This window comes from Neptunomonas sp., from assembly GCF_016744175.1.
Lineage (GTDB): Bacteria > Pseudomonadota > Gammaproteobacteria > Pseudomonadales > Balneatricaceae > Neptunomonas.
Map to the genome: position 1 here is coordinate 129179 of NZ_JADGEV010000003.1, position 21127 is coordinate 150305.

The 21127-nt window shown below is 43.2% G+C and carries 20 protein-coding genes; 14 read left to right on the forward strand and 6 right to left on the reverse strand.

The genetic code is table 11. The features are described from left to right. From QZZ55_RS02335 to QZZ55_RS02350, 4 genes are all read left to right on the forward strand, one after another. On the forward strand, positions 1-1248 hold the full coding sequence (locus tag QZZ55_RS02335; RefSeq protein ID WP_293264905.1) for an ABC transporter permease: 1248 nt from the start codon (positions 1-3) through the stop codon (positions 1246-1248). After that, positions 1249-3033, forward strand: coding sequence for an ABC transporter ATP-binding protein (locus QZZ55_RS02340; protein ID WP_293264906.1), 1785 nt, complete (start codon positions 1249-1251; stop codon positions 3031-3033). A gap of 9 nt (positions 3034-3042) precedes the next feature. After that, complete coding sequence (locus tag QZZ55_RS02345) at positions 3043-3927, forward strand: LysR family transcriptional regulator (protein ID WP_293264908.1); 885 nt, start codon at positions 3043-3045, stop codon at positions 3925-3927. A gap of 142 nt (positions 3928-4069) precedes the next feature. Beyond that, positions 4070-4531, forward strand: a complete 462-nt coding sequence (locus QZZ55_RS02350; protein ID WP_293264910.1) for an NAD(P)H-dependent oxidoreductase — start codon at positions 4070-4072, stop codon at positions 4529-4531. Positions 4532-4543: 12 nt separating this feature from the next. Here QZZ55_RS02350 and csiR read toward each other — a convergent pair whose 3' ends face one another. Further along, positions 4544-5233: a DNA-binding transcriptional regulator CsiR gene (gene csiR / locus QZZ55_RS02355; RefSeq protein ID WP_293264912.1), complete on the reverse strand. Its 690-nt coding sequence runs from the start codon at positions 5231-5233 to the stop codon at positions 4544-4546. Between the two features lie 243 nt (positions 5234-5476). Here csiR and glaH point away from each other — a divergent pair, with 243 nt between their 5' ends. Further along, the gene (gene glaH / locus QZZ55_RS02360) at positions 5477-6430 is read left to right on the forward strand and encodes a glutarate dioxygenase GlaH (protein ID WP_293264914.1); all 954 of its coding nucleotides are present in this window, start codon (positions 5477-5479) and stop codon (positions 6428-6430) included. A gap of 200 nt (positions 6431-6630) precedes the next feature. Beyond that, positions 6631-7839 (forward strand): L-2-hydroxyglutarate oxidase, encoded by a 1209-nt coding sequence (gene lhgO / locus QZZ55_RS02365; RefSeq protein ID WP_293264916.1) that lies wholly within the window; start codon positions 6631-6633, stop codon positions 7837-7839. Positions 7840-7886: 47 nt separating this feature from the next. Here the strand turns inward: lhgO and QZZ55_RS02370 are convergent, their stop codons facing one another. Then, the gene (locus tag QZZ55_RS02370; protein WP_293264918.1) at positions 7887-8471 is read right to left on the reverse strand and encodes a peroxidase-related enzyme; all 585 of its coding nucleotides are present in this window, start codon (positions 8469-8471) and stop codon (positions 7887-7889) included. A gap of 108 nt (positions 8472-8579) precedes the next feature. Here QZZ55_RS02370 and QZZ55_RS02375 point away from each other — a divergent pair, with 108 nt between their 5' ends. The 7 genes from QZZ55_RS02375 to QZZ55_RS02405 all read left to right on the forward strand — a co-directional run bounded on the left by QZZ55_RS02375 (position 8580) and on the right by QZZ55_RS02405 (position 17511). Next, complete coding sequence (locus QZZ55_RS02375; RefSeq protein ID WP_293264920.1) at positions 8580-9572, forward strand: helix-turn-helix domain-containing protein; 993 nt, start codon at positions 8580-8582, stop codon at positions 9570-9572. 294 nt (positions 9573-9866) lie between these two features. Then, positions 9867-11021 (forward strand): response regulator, encoded by a 1155-nt coding sequence (locus QZZ55_RS02380; protein ID WP_293264922.1) that lies wholly within the window; start codon positions 9867-9869, stop codon positions 11019-11021. 368 nt (positions 11022-11389) lie between these two features. Next, positions 11390-12535 carry an HDOD domain-containing protein gene (locus QZZ55_RS02385; RefSeq protein WP_293264924.1) on the forward strand — a complete coding sequence of 382 codons (1146 nt, stop codon included), beginning with the start codon at positions 11390-11392 and terminating at the stop codon, positions 12533-12535. A gap of 176 nt (positions 12536-12711) precedes the next feature. Next, positions 12712-14148, forward strand: a complete 1437-nt coding sequence (locus QZZ55_RS02390) for an aldehyde dehydrogenase family protein (RefSeq protein ID WP_293264925.1) — start codon at positions 12712-12714, stop codon at positions 14146-14148. Positions 14149-14242: 94 nt separating this feature from the next. Further along, on the forward strand, positions 14243-15451 hold the full coding sequence (gene zapE / locus QZZ55_RS02395; protein ID WP_293264926.1) for a cell division protein ZapE: 1209 nt from the start codon (positions 14243-14245) through the stop codon (positions 15449-15451). Between the two features lie 115 nt (positions 15452-15566). Further along, entirely contained in the window at positions 15567-16562 is a 996-nt protein-coding gene (locus tag QZZ55_RS02400) for a peptidase U32 family protein (RefSeq protein WP_293264927.1), read from the forward strand. Between the two features lie 10 nt (positions 16563-16572). Further along, positions 16573-17511 (forward strand): U32 family peptidase, encoded by a 939-nt coding sequence (locus QZZ55_RS02405; protein WP_293264929.1) that lies wholly within the window; start codon positions 16573-16575, stop codon positions 17509-17511. Positions 17512-17597: 86 nt separating this feature from the next. On the opposite strand, the gene QZZ55_RS02410 is transcribed toward QZZ55_RS02405, so the two are convergent. The 3 genes from QZZ55_RS02410 to QZZ55_RS02420 all read right to left on the reverse strand — a co-directional run bounded on the left by QZZ55_RS02410 (position 17598) and on the right by QZZ55_RS02420 (position 19774). Beyond that, a complete protein-coding gene (locus QZZ55_RS02410; RefSeq protein WP_293264931.1) occupies positions 17598-18098 on the reverse strand; it encodes an SCP2 sterol-binding domain-containing protein in 501 nt (166 codons plus the stop codon). 90 nt (positions 18099-18188) lie between these two features. After that, positions 18189-19298 (reverse strand): alkene reductase, encoded by a 1110-nt coding sequence (locus tag QZZ55_RS02415; RefSeq protein ID WP_293264933.1) that lies wholly within the window; start codon positions 19296-19298, stop codon positions 18189-18191. Between the two features lie 26 nt (positions 19299-19324). Continuing rightward, a complete protein-coding gene (locus tag QZZ55_RS02420; RefSeq protein WP_293264935.1) occupies positions 19325-19774 on the reverse strand; it encodes a hypothetical protein in 450 nt (149 codons plus the stop codon). Positions 19775-19884: 110 nt separating this feature from the next. Here QZZ55_RS02420 and QZZ55_RS02425 point away from each other — a divergent pair, with 110 nt between their 5' ends. Continuing rightward, positions 19885-20799, forward strand: coding sequence for a LysR family transcriptional regulator (locus QZZ55_RS02425; RefSeq protein WP_293264937.1), 915 nt, complete (start codon positions 19885-19887; stop codon positions 20797-20799). 120 nt (positions 20800-20919) lie between these two features. Here QZZ55_RS02425 and QZZ55_RS02430 read toward each other — a convergent pair. Continuing rightward, positions 20920-21127, reverse strand: a 208-nt coding sequence (locus QZZ55_RS02430) for a hypothetical protein (RefSeq protein ID WP_293264939.1), incomplete at its 5' end; no start/stop codon positions are given.

Sequence of the window (21127 nt, forward strand, 5' to 3'; positions counted from 1 at the left end):
ATGATGAGCAGTGTATTGGCCCGCTTTGGGCAAAAAGCTAAAACATCGCAAGATGAGTCTTATTATACCGCGGGCCAGTTAGCGCTGATTAAAGCACGTTTTACGCGCAAGGCAAGCGGAGTCGTCGCGGGTTGGATATTGGTATCTATCGTTTTGATGGGTTTCTTTGCACCGTTTTTCTCTCCGGTAGACCCGACCATTCGTGGAGCAGATGCGGAGTACCGACGAGGAGCACCGCAGGCTTTTTTCTTTTGGGATGCGCAGGGTGTTTCTTTACGTCCATTTACTTATACATATAGCAAAAGTAAACCCAAAATTGATTTTCAAGCACTGGCAGCTAGTGGTGGTTTGGATGCACTCGATGCACTTACTTCCAGTGGTGCGCTGAGCTCCTCCTCACAGAACAAATATAACGTGGACAGGGATAAACGACGTTACGTGCAGTTCTTTATTAAAGGTTGGGAATACAGCCTGATTGATTTCAGTATGGCGGGTCTAGATTTGGATCTTCGATGGGATCGACACTTGTTTGGTGTTGAACAGGGCGATATTCATCTAATGGGCACGGATGAAGATGGCAAAGATGTATTTAGCCGTACCCTACATGCGGTGTGGGTAACGGTGAGTATTGCCGTGGTTGCTTTGATCGTTAAGTTGTTTACATCCTTACTGATAGGTGGCGTAAGTGGCTATTTTGGCGGACGAGTTGATGCGGTGCTGATGAGCTTCACTGAAGCGGTTCGTGTTATCCCATCGATCCCTGTTTACTTAGCGTGTGCAGTTGCCTTATCAAGTATGGATCTTACCTCTGTACAGCGTTACTTTGCGATTGCTGTGGTTATCGGGGCGCTAGATTTTGCCACGTTAGGGCGGCGTTTGCGCACTCATATTCTAACTGAGCGTAATCAGGACTATGTATTAGCGGCGCAGCTATGTGGTTCCAGCAGCTGGAGGATCATCTGGCGTCATCTAATACCCAGTTTCACGAGTTATATCATCGTCGATACCTTGATCAACTTTCCTTACGTTATCTTGGCAGAAACCAGCCTTAGCTTCTTGGGGTTAGGCTTAACTGAACCGGTTAATAGCTTGGGTGTTTTACTGCAAAAAGCTCAGGACCCAGATATCCAGCAAAACATGATTTGGCAGTTCTTTCCGGTACTTGTTTTTGTGGTGTTAATTATGGCGTTTGTTTTTGTTGGCGACGCTCTGCGCGATGCTGCTGACCCTTATTCGGAGAAGAAGTAAATGATGATTAATAAAAGCATGCACACTAACCTGCTTGAAATTCGCGATCTAAGTATCGACTTCAATACCGATGAAGGTTTAGTTCATGCCGTTGATAATATTAGCCTTAATATTCGCCCGGGTGAGGTGATGGGGCTTGTAGGTGAAAGCGGTTCTGGTAAGTCGATCACCGCGAAAAGTATCATGCAGCTACTGCCGGGTAATGCCATTATTCAGCCTAAGAGCCAGTTGCGGCTTCGTCACGACAACAATGATATCGATATTCTAAAGCTGCGCGGCCGCGACTTACGCAAAGTGCGAGGTGATATGGTTTCAATGATATTCCAAGAGCCGATGGCCAGCTTTGCACCAGCGATTCGTCTCGGTGAACAGATCGTAGAAACCATGCAGATTCATTTGGGTTACAGCCGTGAACAAGCTCGTCGAGAAGGAATAGCCTTGTTTGATCGCGTTGGTATTGTTGATCCTGCCCGACGCTTCGATCAGTACGTGTTTGAGTTATCAGGGGGGATGCGACAGCGCGCCATGATTGCTATGGCGTTATCAACAAAGCCTAAGTTACTGATCGCAGATGAGCCAACCACTGCTTTGGATGTAACGATTCAGGCGCAAGTGTTGGAGTTAATGTTAGAGCTGCGCGAGCAGATGGGCATGGCAATGCTGTTTATTACGCATGATCTGGGCGTTATTTCCAAGATTGCCGATAACGTAACAGTGATGCGTAAAGGCCAAGTGGTCGAGGCGGGCAATGCAGACCAGGTGCTGTATCGTCCTGGGCATCATTACACCCAGCGCTTGTTAGCTGCTTTACCGAATTTGGATAACTTACCTGAAGCGCCAAAGGAGAAACCGCAGGCGCTCCTTAGTATTAATGACCTGTCGGTAAGCTATCCAGTGGCAGGAAACAGCCGTAAACAAGAGATGTTCACAGCGGTAAAAAACATCTCGTTGGATCTGCCTGAAGGGCAAATTATTGGTTTGGTAGGTGAGAGTGGTTCGGGTAAGACCTCTTTAGGTAAAGCACTCTTGGGAGCTGCGCCTATTAGTGAGGGAAGTGTTAAATATCACGGCACTAAAAAGAAAGTGCATTTTGGCGCAAGTAAACGCCTTAAGCGTAAACGTTTATCCAAAACAGCACAGATGGTGTTCCAAGACCCTCATAGTTCGCTGAATCCAAGAATGACGATTCGGGATATTATCGCAGAGCCGTTGGAAGCTATGAAGTTAACCTCCAGTAGAGAAGAAACCGACCAGCGTGTAATAGACATGGCTAAACGCTGCCATATTGACGTTGAGCATTTACGGCGTTTTCCGCATGCCTTCTCAGGTGGACAAAGACAGCGGATTAGTATTGCTCGAGCGTTGGTATGCAGGCCAAAATTTATTGTGGCTGACGAATCAGTAGCGGCATTGGATGTTTCTATTCAGGCCGAAATCCTTGCTCTATTAAAAGAGTTAAGAGCTGAGCTAGGTCTCACTATTTTGTTTATCTCACACGACCTTAGCGTGATTGCTAACTTATGTGATTGGGTGTGTGTGATGAAAGATGGTGGGATGGTTGAGGAGGGTACGGTTAGGCAGATATTTCTTAAACCTCAGCAGCCGTATACTCAAAAGCTAATCGCTTCAATTCCACTTTTGGAGCCGTCGCAGCCGCGGGTTGAGCACTTGCCAGAGTCTACAGAAATTTTTGCTGTTCAGCAGGAGCCTTTAATAAAAGGGCCTATAAGGGGACACATAACAGAGGCTTCAATACGGTTTCACACTGAAGAGTTACGCTGCTAAGGCACTTCTATGGATTATTCATTAGCAGAAGTTCGTGCTTACAATGCAGCGATCAAATGCGGGAATTTCACGCGGGCAGCACAACAGCTGTCCGTTAGCCAGCCGGCTATTACAGCGCAAATTCGCAAGCTAGAATCGCGCTTCGAAGCACCATTGTTAGAGCGTTTCAGCCGTGGCTTGAGGCCGACTGAACTGGGTAAACGTCTGTATCAAATAACGTGTCAGTACAGTGATTTACAAGGAGCGATAGAGGCACTGGCTAATCCTGAAATGACACCGGGCAATATGACACTACGAGTGGCTACATCATCACCCTTAGTCTTCATGCCTTTAATTGCACAATTTCATCAGCGCTTCCCAGATATCACCTTGAAAATAACCTCTGTGACTACGTTGCTATGCAAACAGATGGTACTTAACCGTGAAGTCGATATTGGCCTTTTCCCTTCTGTTGAATTGGAGGCAGGGCTTTCAAGATTAGCTTATTCATCTCATCGTTTGGTGGCTGTTTTGAAATCTAGTCATCCTTATGCGGTACAAAAAAGTATTAATGTGATGCAATTAAGAGGTGAGCCGCTAATTTTTTATAAGCCTGAAGCCTGTACTCAACAGTTACTAAATGATCTCTTTTATCGCTCTAACATAAATGTAAACGCTAATGTCATGGTCGATGGTCGTCTTGATATGTGTGAGGCTGTTGCTTATGGTTTGGGTATCGGTTTTGCGTTAGAGCAAGACATTCGACCCGATGATCGTCTCTGTACAGTGGCGGTTACTGAGGCGTCTGAGCATGTATTAGAACATGTTGTTTGGCAGAAAAATCGCAGTGCTTTACCAGGGGTTAGAGACTTCATCCAGTTGACGTTAGAAAGCAGCAACGAGGTATCGCAGTGAGGTATGCGTCAGGCTACAGTGTCATTAAAAATGGTAAAACATAACGTGTTTTTCGAGTGTGTTATCAGCCCAGAAATCAGTATATGCTAGGGTGAATACGGTTATTTGAGCAAAGAGGCTTCTTTAACGAAGCTAAAGAAACATGAAAACACTATTAATCGTTGCACATGCTCCCTCTGACAATACTCGCTTAATGGTGGAGGCCGTTTTAAAAGGTGCGCAGCATCCAGATATTGAGCAGGTACAAACTCGCTGGATTCCACCACTGGAAACCACGCCTGAAGATGTTTTAGCGTGTGATGCTATTATTTTAGGTACGACAGAAAACCTAGGTTATATGAGTGGTGCTTTAAAAGATTTTTTTGATCGCTGTTATTACCCTTGCTTAGAGGTAAAGCAGGGCTTGCCATGTGCGCTATATGTGCGGGCAGGAAATGATGGTACAGGTACTTGCCGGGCTGTCGAAACTATCTGCACGGGTTTGCGTTGGAACTGGATTCAAGCACCTTTAGTGTGCCGCGGAGACTGGCAAGTATCATTTTTAGAGCAGTGTGAAGAGCTAGGCATGACCATGGCGGCAGGCCTTGATGTTGGTATTTATTAAGGGGCTTAAGCGTTATTCGAAGCCCTCCGTTGTAAGCAGAGTACGGCTTGGGCTTAATAGATGTTCTCTAATAAGTTCTCTTGCTTTACCCGCATCATGATTGAGTAACGCTTCGATCAAGTTATCGTGTTCTTTTTGGTTCGCATCAAAAATCTTACTGTCTAGCATATTTTTCTTTAGCCAGAGGTTACGGTAACGAGAGGCTTTTTCGTAGAGAGATCTACGTACGTGTAATAAAGTGGGGGATTGGCAGCCTTCAGCAATGGCCGAGTGAAATGCTTGATGGCGACGTTCCCACTCGTGCGGTTCTTTTTCTAGTAGCGTACTGAATTTTCGCATTTTATGGGCCGCTGCTAAAATACCTGCTTCCCACTCATCATCGCCTCGTTCTATCGCTAGATTGATACAGAGTGCTTCGATGTAAGCGCGAGTTTCATAGATATCTAGCATCTCTTCTTTTGATATAGGGTGTACCCGAAAACCACGCTGGTTTTCGACAATAACAAGTTGCTCTATCAAAAGTTGAGAGAGCGCTTCACGCAAGGGGCTTATACCTACTTGATAGCGCTCTTTTAATCGTGCCATGCGTAGCTTTTCACCCGGTTTGAAATAGCCCGTCAAAATATCTTGCTTCAGTCGCCCCATTACTTGAGACGCAAAGTTGTCCTTGCTGTCAGCGGTGCTGTTGGCTACGTCTTGCATAATGTATTGCGTCTCCTTGAGGGCTAGCCTGTTTTTGTCTGCTATCTCGGTAATGATTCATTGGCACCTAAGCGACTGAATTCACAGAGTAGCAGGCATATTTTAAGTGAAGACTTAGTAATAGTTAAGCAGGATGATATAAATAATTGTTGACGAAATATTAAAATGTCGACATTATTGTAATTCGTCGACGTTAAGTCGTAGGTTGTAGCATAAAATAATATTAAGTTTGGAGAAAAGCAGATGACAGCTCTATTGCGTGCAGTTGAATCCCCATTGGTACCAGTAGGTTTTACGGTTGAGCCGCATGCAGCTAGTCAGCGTCTGCAAGTTGTTACGTTAAGCAGTGACGTTATCCAAGGCTTTGCAGATGTAATGGCGCAATGGCCTGTACAGGCGTTGGAATATAAGCCTTTTCTTCGATATGCCACAGCAGACCGATTGGATGAACTAACTGAAAATACGTTGGGTCGTTGTCTGAATGCGATAATGCAGAACCGTGATACGGCCGCTTTTTTGCTGCAATATGATGGTGAGCCTAACATTGAGGCCGGTGAGCTTCGTACAGAGTTTGAAATTAAGCTATCTACTGCTATCTCCCATCTTATCGGCATGCCAAATCATGACTCAATGTATGGTAAGTACTACGCTCGCTTTACTGTACTTAATGAAGATAACTCAGATAGTTACTTGCGCCAGGCTCATCGTCGCATGGAACTGCATACCGATGGCACTTATGTCAATGAGCGTACTGATTTTGTGCTGATGCAAAAGCTGGGTGAAGCGCATATGGAAGGTGGAGAGTCTTTGCTACTTCATTTGGATGATTGGGCGGATTTGAATAAGTTCTACAATCATCCATTGGCTAAAAAAGACCTTGTTTGGGGGGCTCCAAAATCCAAAAATGTAGAGTCTAAAGTCACTCATCCGATCTTCTTCGAAGAAGATAAAAACGGCAAGCCTCATATGTCGTTCATTGACCAGTTTGTTGAACCGCAGAATATGTCTGAAGGTTTGTATCTCTATCAAATGGGCGAGTCTATTGAAGCCGATCCTAATTACATTGCGGTACCTTTGCCGGTTGGTTCGATGTTAGTAGCGCAAAACCATTGCTGGTTGCACGGCCGTGATAAATTTACTGCACATCCTCAGTTAAGTCGTGAGTTGCTTCGCCAGCGTGGTCATTTTACCCGATAATTATTGTTAATTAAGCGAGAGCCTGCTTTCGCTTATAAGGCGCTGCCTATGTGGAGGGTAGTGCTTTAAGAACCGAATTTTGTAAGTAAAGCGTTTCGTAAGTACCGTGTGACATAGGCACTGGTATACTTTGGCGGGCTAGCATATGTTAGCCCGTCTTTTTTTAAGAAAATAACTTCAGTAGTGGCAGGATAATTGTGATGACATACGATTATATTATTATCGGTGGCGGCATTGTTGGTATGTCTACCGCATGGCAAATGCAGCAGCGTTTCCCAGATAAAAAAGTGTTACTACTGGAAAAAGAATCAGTATATTCCAAGCATCAGACGGGTCATAACAGCGGTGTTATTCATGCAGGTGTGTATTATGCGCCGGGCAGTCTTAAAGCAAAATTTTGTAAAGCGGGTGTTGCTGCTACGATGGAGTTTTGCCAGAAAAATGACGTTCCTTATGATCAGTGTGGCAAGTTATTAGTTGCTACAAATGCATTAGAACTAGAGCGTATGAATGCATTGTTCGAGCGTTGTCAGAAAAATGATATTGCTGTTGAGTTACTCGATGCCGAACAACTAAAAATTCGTGAGCCCAACATAGTAGGCGTTGGCGGTATGCTGGTAAAAGACACTGCTATAGTAAACTATCAGCAAGTCACCACCAAGATGGCCGAACGTTTTATCGAGATGGGAGGCGATGCTCGTTTGAACCATAAAGTTGTGGGGCTGAATGAAAGCGCTGATGAGATTAGTGTTGAGGCGATCCATAATGATGAGAAAGTGACCTTTAAAGGTAAATTCCTGATCACTTGCTCTGGATTAATGGCCGATCGAACTACAAAAATGTTGGGTATCCCTACAGATTTTCAAATTATTCCCTTTAGAGGTGAGTATTACCAACTGCCGGCGAAACACAATAAGATCGTTAATCATCTTATTTATCCTATTCCTGATCCAGACCTTCCATTTTTAGGCGTTCATTTAACGCGAATGATTGATGGCAGCGTGACTGTTGGGCCTAACGCCGTTCAGGGTTGGAAGCGTGAAGGCTATGGGCGTATTAATGTTAGCCTGCGCGATATTTGGGATATGGTAACTTTTGTCGGTTTTTGGCGTGTGCTGAAAAGCCATATCAAAACAGGTATTGTTGAAACTAAAAACTCTCTTTGGAAGCCGGGTTATCTTAAGCTGGTTCAAAAATACTGCCCGACATTGGAAGTGGCCGATCTACAGCCGTATCCTGCAGGTATTCGTGCTCAGGCTGTCATGAAAGATGGCTCATTGGTGCATGACTTCTTATTTGCAGAAAGCCCACGTAGTTTGCATGTTTGTAATGCGCCTTCGCCTGCGGCTACATCAGCGATACCTATCGGTGGTTATATCTGCGATAAAATACTTGAACGCACAGTATAAGATAGACTTGCGAATCCTGAGCTATATCAGGATTCGCCAACAAACGATTATGCTCTAGGTTCACGTGCCATTGTGTAAAATTCAGTATTTGCCTGCATATTTGTAACAATTGCCATTCTATTTGATAATCCGAAAAATGCAGTAATCCCGGTGATATCTAGAATATCTTCATCGTCATATCCCTGTGCCTTCAGTGCTTCATAATCAGCATCTTGTATTAACTCAGGGGTACGAGATAGCTTGAGAGAAAACGACAGCATAGCTTTTTGGCGCTCACTAATGGGTGCATGCAAATAGTTAACGGCTATCTGATCCGCTAATAAAGGCTCTTTCGCAAATACTCGTAATAAAGCACCGTGCGCAACAACACAGTATTGGCAGCCATTAGCTGCGCTGGTTGCGACAATAATCATCTCTTTTTCAGCAGGGCTTAACGTACTGCCTTCCCTTTCCATAATCGCATCATGATAGGCAAAAAAAGCTCTGAACTCAGCCGGGCGATGTGCCAGTGTCAGGAATACATTGGGGATAAAGCGTGCTTTTTCTTGTACTGCCAAGATACGTTCCCGAATATCATCAGGTAAGCTATCCAAACTCGGTACAGGGTATCGGCTGATGGATAAATCTTTCATGTTTTGTCTCCACTGACGTTATTCTATTGGATGAGTTTATTAGTTTATCCTGTAATATCATTAAAAATCAGTCATAAACTAGTCATAAAACGTGCAAGGTCGGACAATATGTACAAAATAATCGGATTAGGCTTTGATGGGTGCCAAGCCTCTGGGGTTACCTCTCCGTTTGATGTATTCAATGTCATCAATACATTATGGAAGCAACAGTGCGGCGAGTCGGACCTTTATGAGTGTCGTTTGGTCTCAGTTTCAGGGGAACCTATTACCTGCTCTAACGGTATGCGCGTTATGACAGATGCCACTCTTGATGAAGTGGGAGATGCCGATTTAATTATTGTCCCCGGTATTCATCATTATGATGTAGATACCTTGCTCCATAAGCTAAACACGCTGGATAAAGAGTGTGCTTGGTTAAAAAGGCAAGCAGAAAAGGGTGTCACCATTACCGCGAACTGCAGCGGTGTTTTTGTACTAGCTCAAACAGGTGTGCTTGCTGGAAATGAAGCAACAACGGCGTGGTGGCTAACTGAGCTGTTTAGTAAACGCTATCCCTCAGTTAAGTTACGTGGAGACCAGTTGCTAGTAAAAAATGCGAATACTTTTACCACGGGTTCAATGACAGCAAACTTGGGAGTGATGTTACAAATTGTTGAGCAACAAGTAGGGCGGCAGCTTGCTCAAAGTTGTGCTCGGACTATGTTGATTGATGCAGGCCAAACTTTCGCATCGCCATACTTCTTTATGCAAAACCAGTCGGATCATCAAGATAGTTTGGTGCTAGCCGTGGAAAGCCGGCTACAACAAGAGATTGCGTTGCCATTAGATGTAGAGCGCCTAGCAGGATTGCACTCAGTCAGTGTGAGAACATTGTCACGGCGTTTTAAAAAAGCCAATGGTATGAGCATATCTGATTATTTCCAACATCTTCGACTTGAATATACAAAGTTACTTTTAGAGACCACCAGTTTAAGTATTGAGCAGGTAGTTGAACGAGTTGGCTATAGTAGCCAAAGTTCGCTACTGAGACTGTTTAAGCAGCGGCTTGGCTTATCTCCTAGTCGCTATCGAAAATCATACAAGTTACGAGCAGAGTCTTGAGCTAGGTAATCATTCTTTTCGGGGAAAGTATAATTTAGCTAATATTGATATAACGATAAGCTTTTAGCTTGATAATGAGATATGTTAGCTAAAAATCAATGTTATAAATATTCGAGTAGTTTCTAAAGTAAAAGTGTAAGTGCTTGCCTGAAGTATAAAAAAGAGTTGAATACAGAAGTATGTCATTTGATAGTTTTAGGCTAGAGTTAAGATTATTCGCACTCTATAGTCGTTCGAAGTGACATTTATGTGCTTGAGTTATATTAGGACGCATCAGGAATATCAGGAGTCATTATGGGGAGCTCAGACCGGTTTTCAGTTCTACTGGTCACTGAAGACGTTGAGGAAGTCAGAACAATATGTAATCTGATAAAACGTCATTTTCCACAATTTTATATAGCTAAAAGTGAAGAGGAAGCATTAAAAATTATCGTCGATAAAAATATTGACGTGCTTTTAATGGGCCTTAAAACCTTGCAGGCTAATGAAGTTTGCTTCCTGCATTTACTGAGCGCTAAACAAACTATCGCGAATATTTTGTATAGAAAGGTTGTTTTTTGCAGCAGAGACGAGCTAAAAGATGCTTTTTCAATTTGCAATAAAGATGTGTTCGATGACTACTTTATCGTTCGGCCTTTGTATGACCCTTACCATATTTTACTTCGCCTAAGATTTATTCGCCGCGTTCGTGATAATCGAGATCCTGCCGATATCCAGTCGTTCAGTTTGGATGATTTGTGTAATTACTTCGACCAAGTGGTTAACTGCCAAGATGTATTAGATGAATTGAATCAAGATAGTTACGAAAAACTGCTAACCATTGTTTCTTTTTCTATGGAAAAAATGAAAGAGAGTATATTTGAAGAAGGAGCACTGCATCCGGGACAACAAAATGATATTGGATCGTTAATCGATAAGCATGCAGAAAAAACACTGATTAAAGATGTTTCTGATCATCAGAAACAAACACAACAGCAACTTCATGATGCAGTAAAAGATGTTGCTGACATTGCCAAATTGAAGAAACATAAATTAGAAAACCCACAGCCTGCTCCTGTTATTGAAAGCAACATATTGCTTATCGAAGATGACTCATCTACCCGTGATAATATTAAAGATACCCTCACTTCTGCAGGTTATAGTGCTCAGGTATCAGGTAGTGCGACACATGCCATTGAGTTATTACGAACGTGGAAACCCGATATTATTATGCTTGATTTGAGGTTGCCAGACATGAGCCCGTTGTATGTGATCAATACAATAATCAATGATCCTAAGCTGCATAATGTAAGAATATTGGTTTTGGCGACAGCAGGAGATAAAGAAAACGCTCATGAAGCAATGAAGCTAGGTGTCCATGAAGTGATGCGCAAGCCTGTGGATCGGGACATGCTGATCTATAAAATAGACTACAACCTTAAACAATTGAAGAAATCACAGAACTCTTAATTGATGGTTTTTGGTAGGCAGTTATTTCTTAACTTTATCTCGCCTACACCAGTAGAGCGTCATTTGAACAACGCTGCAATAAACAGCAATTGAATTTTTAATACCACTCCTTCGTTTTTCTTAACAATAAAATATGTCCGCTTCTACAGTATTTGAACATACTTAACCGAGACGCTTAATGTGTTGGGTTATGCGTGAATGAACGAAGATATTACTCGTTAGCAGACTATTGTTATTTCTGAATTGAATAATGAAAAGTTGATTTAAATGCAAATATAGACTTTCTTTGAATAAGGAGCCTTAAATATAAGGGGAGGGTTTGTTGACGAAAATTAAGTCACCATCCCAATGAATGGAGCGGCACAGCGATGGATAAACCAAGAGTTTTGTTTGTCGATGATGAACTTAGTATGCTCAACGCATTTAAACGAGGAATGAGCTTACATTGTAGTGATTGGCAAGTTGAGTATTGCAATTCTCCTTCGACAGCGTTGCAGCTGTTACCGACGTTTGAACCGTGGGTCGTCGTTAGCGATAAACGAATGCCTGAAATGGATGGTGCAGTTTTTTTACATGCAGTAGGACAAAAGTCGCCTGAAGCAGTGAGGGTTCTGTTAACCGGTGATACCTCTCCTGAAGTGGCATTTGAAGTTGCAGATGTAGCGCATATTTTGCTTGCCAAGCCTTTTCAATTTGACACAATAATTGATGTGTTGCATCGTGCTCATTGTTTGCGCTTACTTCCCGTTTCTCATTCTATTCGACATCAAATTGGCGCAATAGAACACTTCCCCGTATTGCCTAAGGTTTATCAAGAACTCGTTGAATATTTAAAACGTGATGATATTGAAACCAAAGAAATTGCACGGATTATAAGCCAAGACCCATCTATTCTGGCAAAGCTAATGCAATTGGCTAATTCGGCTTTTATGGGATTTTTGAATCATGCCACAAGCGCTCAGGGTGTTGTTGTAAGGTTAGGTACTGAGCTAATTAAGAATGTTGTGCTTTGTGTTGGTATTTTTAAACAAAGCGAACACATTAATGAGCACTTGTGTGAGCAGCTTTTTGTTGAGGCTATGGAAGTAGCAAAAATATCTCGTGAATTGAGCAAAATATGTGGGTGCTCGAAGGCGGAATTAGATAACTCGTTCGTGCTTGGGCTGCTACATAATGTTGGTATGTTAATGGCAGGCATGTCCGTCATTCAGAAAGAACCGGATAGTGGTCTTGTTCGTTTTGATGAAGAAAATGTTATTGGTGCATATTTATTGGCTCTTTGGGAGTTCGATAGTGCGTTTACGAATGCCGTTTTATATCAGAACGCACCCGAGTGTGCGGATACAGTTACGTTACTGTCTTGCCGGTTGCATGTTGCAAAAGTTGTTAGGCAAGCACAAAAGCGGGGGATGAGTGTGTTAGACATTCAACCAGGTTTAAATCAATCGTTACTGCAGACTGAGGGATTGCTAGATGTAGTACTGGCATGGATTAATGAATATGAAGAAAAATAAATTAATATGGGCTATGAGATGATTAATGATCACGAAAGGGAGGTTTGTGTTGTAAGTGCGTTTGGGAAAGGGTGTCGCTGAGTATGCCGATACTAATATCATGATTGAAACCCGCCTCCAGTAGTGGTAAACCTGTACTTCCTAATGGCTGAGTATTAAGAAGGACAGGCTTTTGTATGCGTGATTTACAGAAATTTTACATAGATGGTCAATGGCTTGAACCACAGGGACAAGCGACGTTATCGGTTATTAATCCAGCAACAGAAGAAGCTATTGCCAATATTCGACTTGGCAATAAAGTGGATGTTGACGTTGCGGTTGCTGCTGCACAAAAAGCCTTTCCAGACTACAGCCAAAGCAGTCGAGAAGAGCGCATTGCGCTATTAGAAAGTATTATCGCGGTGTATAAAAAGCACAGTGAAGCATTGGCAGAAGCAATTACCAGCGAGATGGGCGCACCTGACCAATTAGCACGAAAAGCGCAAGTGGCTGCTGGGTTAGGGCATTTCTTTGTGGCCTTAAAAGTGCTTAAAGAATATCAATTTAGTGAAATGGTTGGCACAACGAATGTAGTGAAAGAACCCATTGGTGTATGCGCTTTAATCACACCATGGAACTGGCCGCTAAACCAGATCGCTTGTAAAGTCGCACCTGCTTTAGCAACCGGCTGCACCATGGTATTAAAGCCAAGTGAAGTTGCACCACTTTCTGCCCATATTTTTGCTGACATTATGCATGAAGCTGGAGTTCCTGCAGGCGTCTTTAATTTGGTCGATGGTGATGGTGTCGGTGTAGGAACAGCCCTCACTCATCATGCTGATGTCGATATGGTCTCTTTTACGGGTTCAACACGAGCAGGTACCTTGGTATCTAAAGCCGCAGCTGAAACAGTGAAGCGAGTATCGTTAGAGCTAGGCGGCAAGTCAGCCAATATTATTTTAGATGATGCTGATTTGGATAAAGCCGTTAGCCGTGGTGTTAAAAGCGTTATGAGTAACAGCGGACAATCCTGCAATGCCTTAACACGTATGCTAGTTCCAGCGAATAAGATGGATGAAACTATTGAGATTGCTCGTCGCACTGGAGAATCTATTATTGCTGGCGATCCAAACGATAGTACGACAACCATTGGCCCTGTTGTCAGTGATGTTCAGTGGAGAAAAATACAAGAATTGATCGGTAAAGGTGTTTCTGAGGGTGCGCAGCTAGTATGTGGAGGCCCAGGAAAGCCAGAAGGTTTGGAGCGTGGTTATTATGTGAAACCAACCATTTTTGCTCATGTAACTAATAATATGACCATTGCTCGTGAAGAGGTATTTGGGCCGGTTTTGAGTATCATTGCTTATCAAGATGAGGCTGAAGCCATTGCTATTGCCAACGACTCGCCATATGGCTTGTCAGGTAGTGTTTGGTCTGCAGATGTAGATAGAGCTCGCTCCGTTGCCGCTCGCTTACGTACAGGAATGGTACATATCAATGGCGCAACGGCGGATGCTAAAGCTCCTTTTGGTGGTTACAAGCAGTCGGGTATTGGTCGTGAGTGGGGCGCTTACGGATTAGAAGAGTTCCTCGAAACCAAAGCACTGTTTGGTTATGAGGTTGCCCCTAAGTAGTGTTTTATTAAAGCCTGTCAATAGTGCTGGCAGGCTTCTTTTCTTTTTGAATTCTATTACCATAGCGGTCTCTGATAAACGGACACCACTCCAGATGCTAGCACCCCTCGAACGCTACTATAAACAACTCGAGCAGCAAGGCTTTGTCGTTGATACAGCGCAACAGCATGCAGTTGAGCAGTTAGATCATCTTTATGTTCAGTTGCAACAGCCAAAGCAGCCTTGGAAAGGAAAACTTAGCTTAGCGACTAAAGAGCCAATTAAGGGGTTGTACCTTTGGGGAGATGTGGGTCGCGGTAAGACTTTTCTGATGGATCTGTTTTATGAAAGTTTGCCTGATGAGCGTAAATTACGTTTGCATTTTCACCGGTTTATGGCACGTATACATAAAGAACTGAATACTGAATCTGGACATGCAGACCCTTTAAAATTGATTGCCAAGCGCCTAGCGAAAGAATGCAAGGTGCTATGCTTCGATGAGTTTTTCGTTTCAGATATCGGTGATGCAATGATTCTGGGACGGTTGTTTACGGCTCTTTTTGAAAATGGATTAATTCTAGTTGCTACATCAAATATTCCTATCGAACGCTTGTACTGGAATGGTTTGCAACGGCAACGGTTTGAGCCTGCGATTCAGTTGTTACTACAGCAAACTGAAGAGATTCACTTAAATGGAGATGAAGACCATCGGCTTCGTCACTTGCAGCATCAACAGACCTATTTTTTATCATCAGAGACTCAATTTAAAATCTTGTTCCAGGAATTGACCGAACCGCCTACGGAGCAAACTGTCGCATCAACGACTATTCAAGAAAATTTTCAGGAAGATATTCCATCTACACCTGCATTGCTGGTATGCAAGAGACCGATTGATGTTATTGAGTTAAGTTCCCATGTTGTATGGTTCAACTTTGATGCACTCTGTAATGGCCCCCGTTCACCGCTTGACTACATAGAGCTAGCCAGTCGTTTTAGTAGTATTTTGGTAAGTGGTATTCCCCTCTTAGGAGGAGAGTGTCGTGGCTGGATTAAAGCACGTGGTACTGAAGATGGGAGTTTTGAGACAACCGAAACGGGTGAACGAAAGCTTTCTTATGCCCGCCAAGATGATCCCGCCAGACGTTTTATTAGTTTGGTCGATGAGCTTTATGATCGTCGAGTAAATTTGTATTTATCAGCCGATGTTCCATTGGAATACCTCTATAGCGGCGGGTCACTTAGCTTTGAATTTAAGCGTACGTATAGCCGTCTAGTTGAAATGCAATCTATGGAATACCTGACTTCTGTACATCAAAAAGACTGAATATATAAATCTGATGAAGCACGACTTCATCTGTTTTTTTGCTTGATGACTATCAAGTACATCCCTCGTTGCCGTTGTTAGGCTAGCGTCTCTGAAACATGTTGGAGGTGCGATCGTGGAGTTGGTTTGTCCTGCGGGAAGTTATCCTGCCTTAAAAGCAGCGGTTGATAACGGTGCTAGTGCTGTTTACTTTGGCTTTAAAGATGCGACCAATGCTCGCCATTTTGCAGGTCTTAATTTTGACCGACGTAAGGCTGAGAAGGGCATAGATTACGCCCGCAATCATGGTGTGAAAGTATTGTGTGCTGTAAATACCTACCCACAGCCTTCTGGTTGGAAAGCATGGCAGGGAGCTGTTGATCTTGCCGCTGATATGGGAGTTGATGCTTTAATAGCAGCCGATATGGGTGTGCTAGGCTACGCATCAGATACGCATTCTGCTCTTAATTTGCATCTCTCTGTTCAAGGTTCGGCGACTAATTATGAAGCGCTGGCTTATTACCAACAGCAGTTTGGCATTAAACGTGCCGTATTACCGCGCGTGTTGTCATTAGCTCAAGTTGAACATTTGGCGCTGCACAGTCCGGTTGAATTGGAAGTCTTTGCCTTCGGCAGCCTTTGCATCATGGTTGAGGGACGTTGTTACCTTTCTTCGTATATCACAGATGAATCTCCTAATACTTGTGGCGCGTGTTCCCCGGCAAAAGCCGTGCGATGGCAGGAGACTGCATCCGGTCTTGAATCCCGTTTAAATGATGTTCTCATTGATCGCTACAAAACAGATGAAAAAGCAGGATATCCAACATTATGTAAAGGGCGCTTTGAGGTGGAAGGTTCGATTTATCACGCGATGGAAGAGCCTACTAGTTTAAACACTTTGAATTTGATTCCTGAACTAAAACGTATGGGCATTAAAGCATTAAAAATTGAGGGACGTCAGAGAAGCCCCGCGTATGTTGCTAAGGTTGTGCGCATTTGGCGAGAAGCTCTTGATACGGCTGCTCGTAATCCTGATCGCTTTGATATTAATCCTGAGTGGAATGAAGGCCTGCTGGAACTCTCTGAGGGCTCAACAACGACCATCGGTGCTTATCACCGCAGCTGGCAGTAACGGGGATAGCATGATGAATCAGCTTGTTAATAAACAAGAACGCCAACAAGTAGACAAAGAAATGAAACTTTCATTGGGGCCAATGTTATATTTTTGGCCGAAACAAGATGTATTTAATTTTTATGCTGAAATGGCAGAACTATCACTTGATACTATCTATTTGGGTGAAACGGTTTGTTCTAAAAGGCGTGAGTTAAAGCTGTCTGATTGGTTAGAGGTGGCGCAGGATCTAACGAAGTGCGGTAAAAAAGTAGTGCTTTCAACATTGGCTTTACTTGAGGCTGAATCAGAACTGAAAATGCTACGGCGGATCTGTAACAATGGTGATCTGATGGTAGAAGCTAATGACATGGCTGCAGTGCAGTTATTAAGCCAGCAAGGTATCCCTTTCGTAACAGGCCCTTCTATTAATGTTTATAATTTAGCTGTTTTAAAACAACTATATAGCAGTGGTATGCGTCGCTGGGTTATGCCCGTTGAGCTCGGAGCGCAAACCCTGGATGATTTGTTGCAACAAGCCAATGATGATGGTGGATTTTCTGAGCTGGAAACAGAAGTATTTGCTTATGGTTGCTTGCCTCTGGCGTATGCGGCACGTTGTTTTACCGCACGATACAAGAATCTACCTAAAGATAACTGTAATTTCTGTTGTATAGAATATCCTGATGGTATTTCTATGAAGTCACAGGAAGATGATAATCTTTTCGTTATCAATGGAGTTCAGACATTATCGGGAGAGCACTATAATCTCGAGAATGAGTTACAACGGATGCGAGAGATTGGTGTGGACTTAGTGCGTCTTAGTCCTCAGCGTGAAGGCATGACTAACGTTGTTAAGCGTTTTGCCGAGCGTCTACTTGAGCCTTCATCAACGAGTATTCCTTTGTTGAATAAGTCACAGTGTAATGGTTATTGGTATGGCGAGCCTGGTATGAAGTGGGTAGATTAGCCCTGTTCAGGTAGGCCTTGGCCAAGTGATGTAGTTAAGGTAGCAGGAATAAGTAGAAATATAACAAGTGCTTATTCCTGTTAGTGTTACTTCGTGGCGCGCTGTGCAAATTGAATGCTACGTTGGAACAATGTCGGCATCTCACTCCAATCAACGCTATCCATTAGGTTTTTAATGGCTAACCCAAGCTCAGTATTACCCTCGATGACTAATTTTCGTTGAAAGAATAAAGTATCAGGATCAACTTCTTGAGACGCCATTTCAATGAAGTCGACAGCATCCCCTCTAATCCATGCGTCAGGTTGCTGAGCTGGCAATACGATAAGCTCCTCATCTTGGCAGGTAAAAGCAACCTGAATGCCTAAATCTCTTACTTCTAATCCTAGTTCTTGCCCTTCGAGAAAATAGAACTCATCATCCTGAAGTTGTTCTTTGAATAAATAATTTAAAAGTTGTTCTGCTACTTTTTTCCTAAAGATAAAAGGTAGCTTCGGTTCGCTAAATTGAATGATTTTAGCAAAATTTGGTGTTGGTAAGGTTTTTAGCAGCCGAGATGGCACTAGGTTAGGCAGGGTGAAAGAGGTCATTAGGGGCTCCTTAATCGATATTTTATAGTAGAGGAAAGCTCCCTTTTCCCCTTTGATATCTATCAAGTCGCGGCGTTTACTTTTAATGTGTTACATATTTGCCGCCGTATAATTTGTATAGTCGGTATAGCCCTTCTCATCACCACCAAACAGTGTGCTTGCGCCAGATATATCATCTAATGGCCAATGGTTTGCAAAACGTTCGGGCAAATCTGGGTTGGCAATAAACTTTCGCCCGAAAGCAATGCCGTCTGCTAGCCCTTTTTCTATTAGCTTAGCGCCAGATTCAGCAGTGTAGTTTCCTGCTACGATGATTGTGCCATCAAAGGCTGCTCGTAAATCGTGGCGAAACCGGTCAGGAACAACCGGCGCATCATCCCAGTCGGCTTCAGATAAATGAATATAGGCAACACCGAGCTGCTTTAGTTGTCTGGCAACGGCGAGAATGGCATCTGTCGTTTCTTCATCTTGCATTCCGCGCTGAGTAATAAAAGGTGCTAAGCGAATACCAACTTTATCAGCGCCGATAGCAGTGCACACGGCCTCAATTACATCCATGGCAAAGCGAATACGATTATCAATACTGCCGCCAAATTCATCATCTCTATGGTTGGAGCTGCGTCGTAAAAACTGATCGATCAGATAACCGTTACCACCGTGAATTTCTATCCCATCAAACCCTGCTAACATCGCGTTTTTTGCAGCTTGCTGGTAATCCTCCACAATAGATTTGATTTCTGCATGCTTAAGTTCTCTAGGTGTTGGGCAATCAAGCATTCTGCCTTCGCCATCTTCCCCCACAATCCAAACTTGTGCATCAGGAGCAATGGCAGAAGGAGCGACAGGGAGACCATCTTCATGAAATACCGCATGTGACATTCTTCCGACATGCCAGAGCTGTGAGAAAATTTTACCCTGAGCTGCATGGACCTTACGGGTAACTTTTTGCCAGCCAAAAATCTGTTCTTTTGTATAAATTCCTGGAGTAAAAGAGTATCCCTTACCTTGTGCCGATATTTGCGTGGCTTCACTAATAATTAAGCCCGCACTGGCGCGTTGAGCATAGTAATCAGCCATTAGCTCTGTTGGAATATCACCGGGTTGAGCTGTTCGTGAGCGTGTCATGGGGGCCATTAGTACTCGGTTAGTAATACTAATAGAGCCAATTTTATGTGATGTAAATAAAGCGCTGGTTTTCATGTTATCCCCTAATAAAGTGCTGGGTGTTAGTGAGAAGGTTTAGTAAAAGGCGTTTTGATCGCTGATTTGTCTTGATTGAAAAGGATCTCAAGAAGTAATCCTTCTGGTCCTATAACAAAAACTTGATGCTCACCAGAGACGGGAACGCTGCGCTCAAAGTAAGCGGTAGCGTTATTTTTTAGGCGTAAAATTAAAGAGGTGTAATCGTCTCCCTGAAAAGCAATATGGTCGACGATTCCTTGTTGTGATGAAGCGCTGCGTTTTCCTAGGTATTGCTCTTGTGCTTTATGTGCCGAGCTATCAAGCCCTTCATCGTTAAGAGCCAGGTGAATTAATGGCTGATTCTCGCTGTATAGCCAAGCTCCCGGAAATGGAAATGCAGGGCGAGAGCCTTCTTCAAGTTTCAGTGTTTCAGTGAAAAAATTAATCATTTGGTACAGGTCTTGGACGCGTAGCAATATATGGTCATGTCTCATTACAGGCCTCCTATTCATTGTGTTTTAAGGTTTAGGTGAACTATAAGTGTTGGTGTTTATTTTGATAATTGGTTAGTTTCTTAAAACATTGTTTAGAAAAAATGAATAATATGAATAAAACTGATGACATGGCGCTCTTTGTTAGAGTTGTAAAAGAAGGCGGCTTAGCGGTTGCCGGTAGGCAGTTAGGGATATCCGCTGCGAGCATGACGGCACGCATTAAAGCCTTGGAAGATCGCTATGGAGCCCGTTTGCTTCACCGCACTACACGAAGTATTGCGTTAACCTCCGCAGGGCAGTATTTCTATGAAGCGAGTTTACGTGTGCTAGCTGAAATGGAGACATTAGAGGTACTTCTTCAGCAGGGGAAAGGCAGCTTTTGTGGGGCGCTAAGAGTGACTGCACCGTCTGATTTTGGTCGCCAGTATGTAGCCCCTGCACTAGCCGCATTTGTAGAAGAGCATAAGGAGGTGCAGCCTTACTTATATTTATCAGACGGTATTGTTAATTTAGTAAATCAAGGCTTCGACCTGGGCGTTCGCTTTGGCAATTTACCTGACAGTAATCTGGTTGTTCGACAATTAACTGAAAATCATCGCGTACTGTGCGCCGCTCCTGAATATTTGCGTCGCTATGGTACACCGCAGACTCCTGAGGAACTGTTGCAACATCGTTGTTTAGTGATGGAGCGTTTAGGTGAGCCGTTAAATGAATGGCGCTTTACTCAGTCAGAAGAAAATTACTTGATAAAAGTACACCCAGCGCAGATGAGCAATGATGGTGGTGTTATCCGTGAATGGGCTCTTGCTGGTGCCGGCATTGCTTTAAAATCCTGGTGGGACATAAAAAACGATATCGAGCGAGGTGCATTAGTGAGCTTGCTGGATAGCAGTGTTAAAGGCTTTCAGGTAACCGATCATGACGAAGTAGGTTTGCAGGTGGTTTATCCGACTCGGCAATATTCTCCTTTGCAAGTTACTGCTTTTATTGATTTTTTTAAGGACTATATGATCGCACTTAAGTAGGGGTAGTGTTATATGAAATACTATCATGAGAATAGTGATGATAAGAATTCGTTAGCCAGTGGGTTTGTGTGGATAAGCATAACGCATGGCAGACTGTACTTAATCGCATTAGTGTCTCACTTATTTTTTTGTTGCATTATCTTGATCATACTCGGTTTTCTCACTTACAAGACGAAGGGGTAAGTGCTCCATCGCTTCTTCAATGCATCGCTCGTTATTAATATCTGCGAAAACAAACGTTTGTACTTCTGTCGGCAATCTTTTACACAAAGAATAGAATTCATTCTTAACGTGCTTAAAAGGAGTACAGCTATGAATCCGCTGTTTA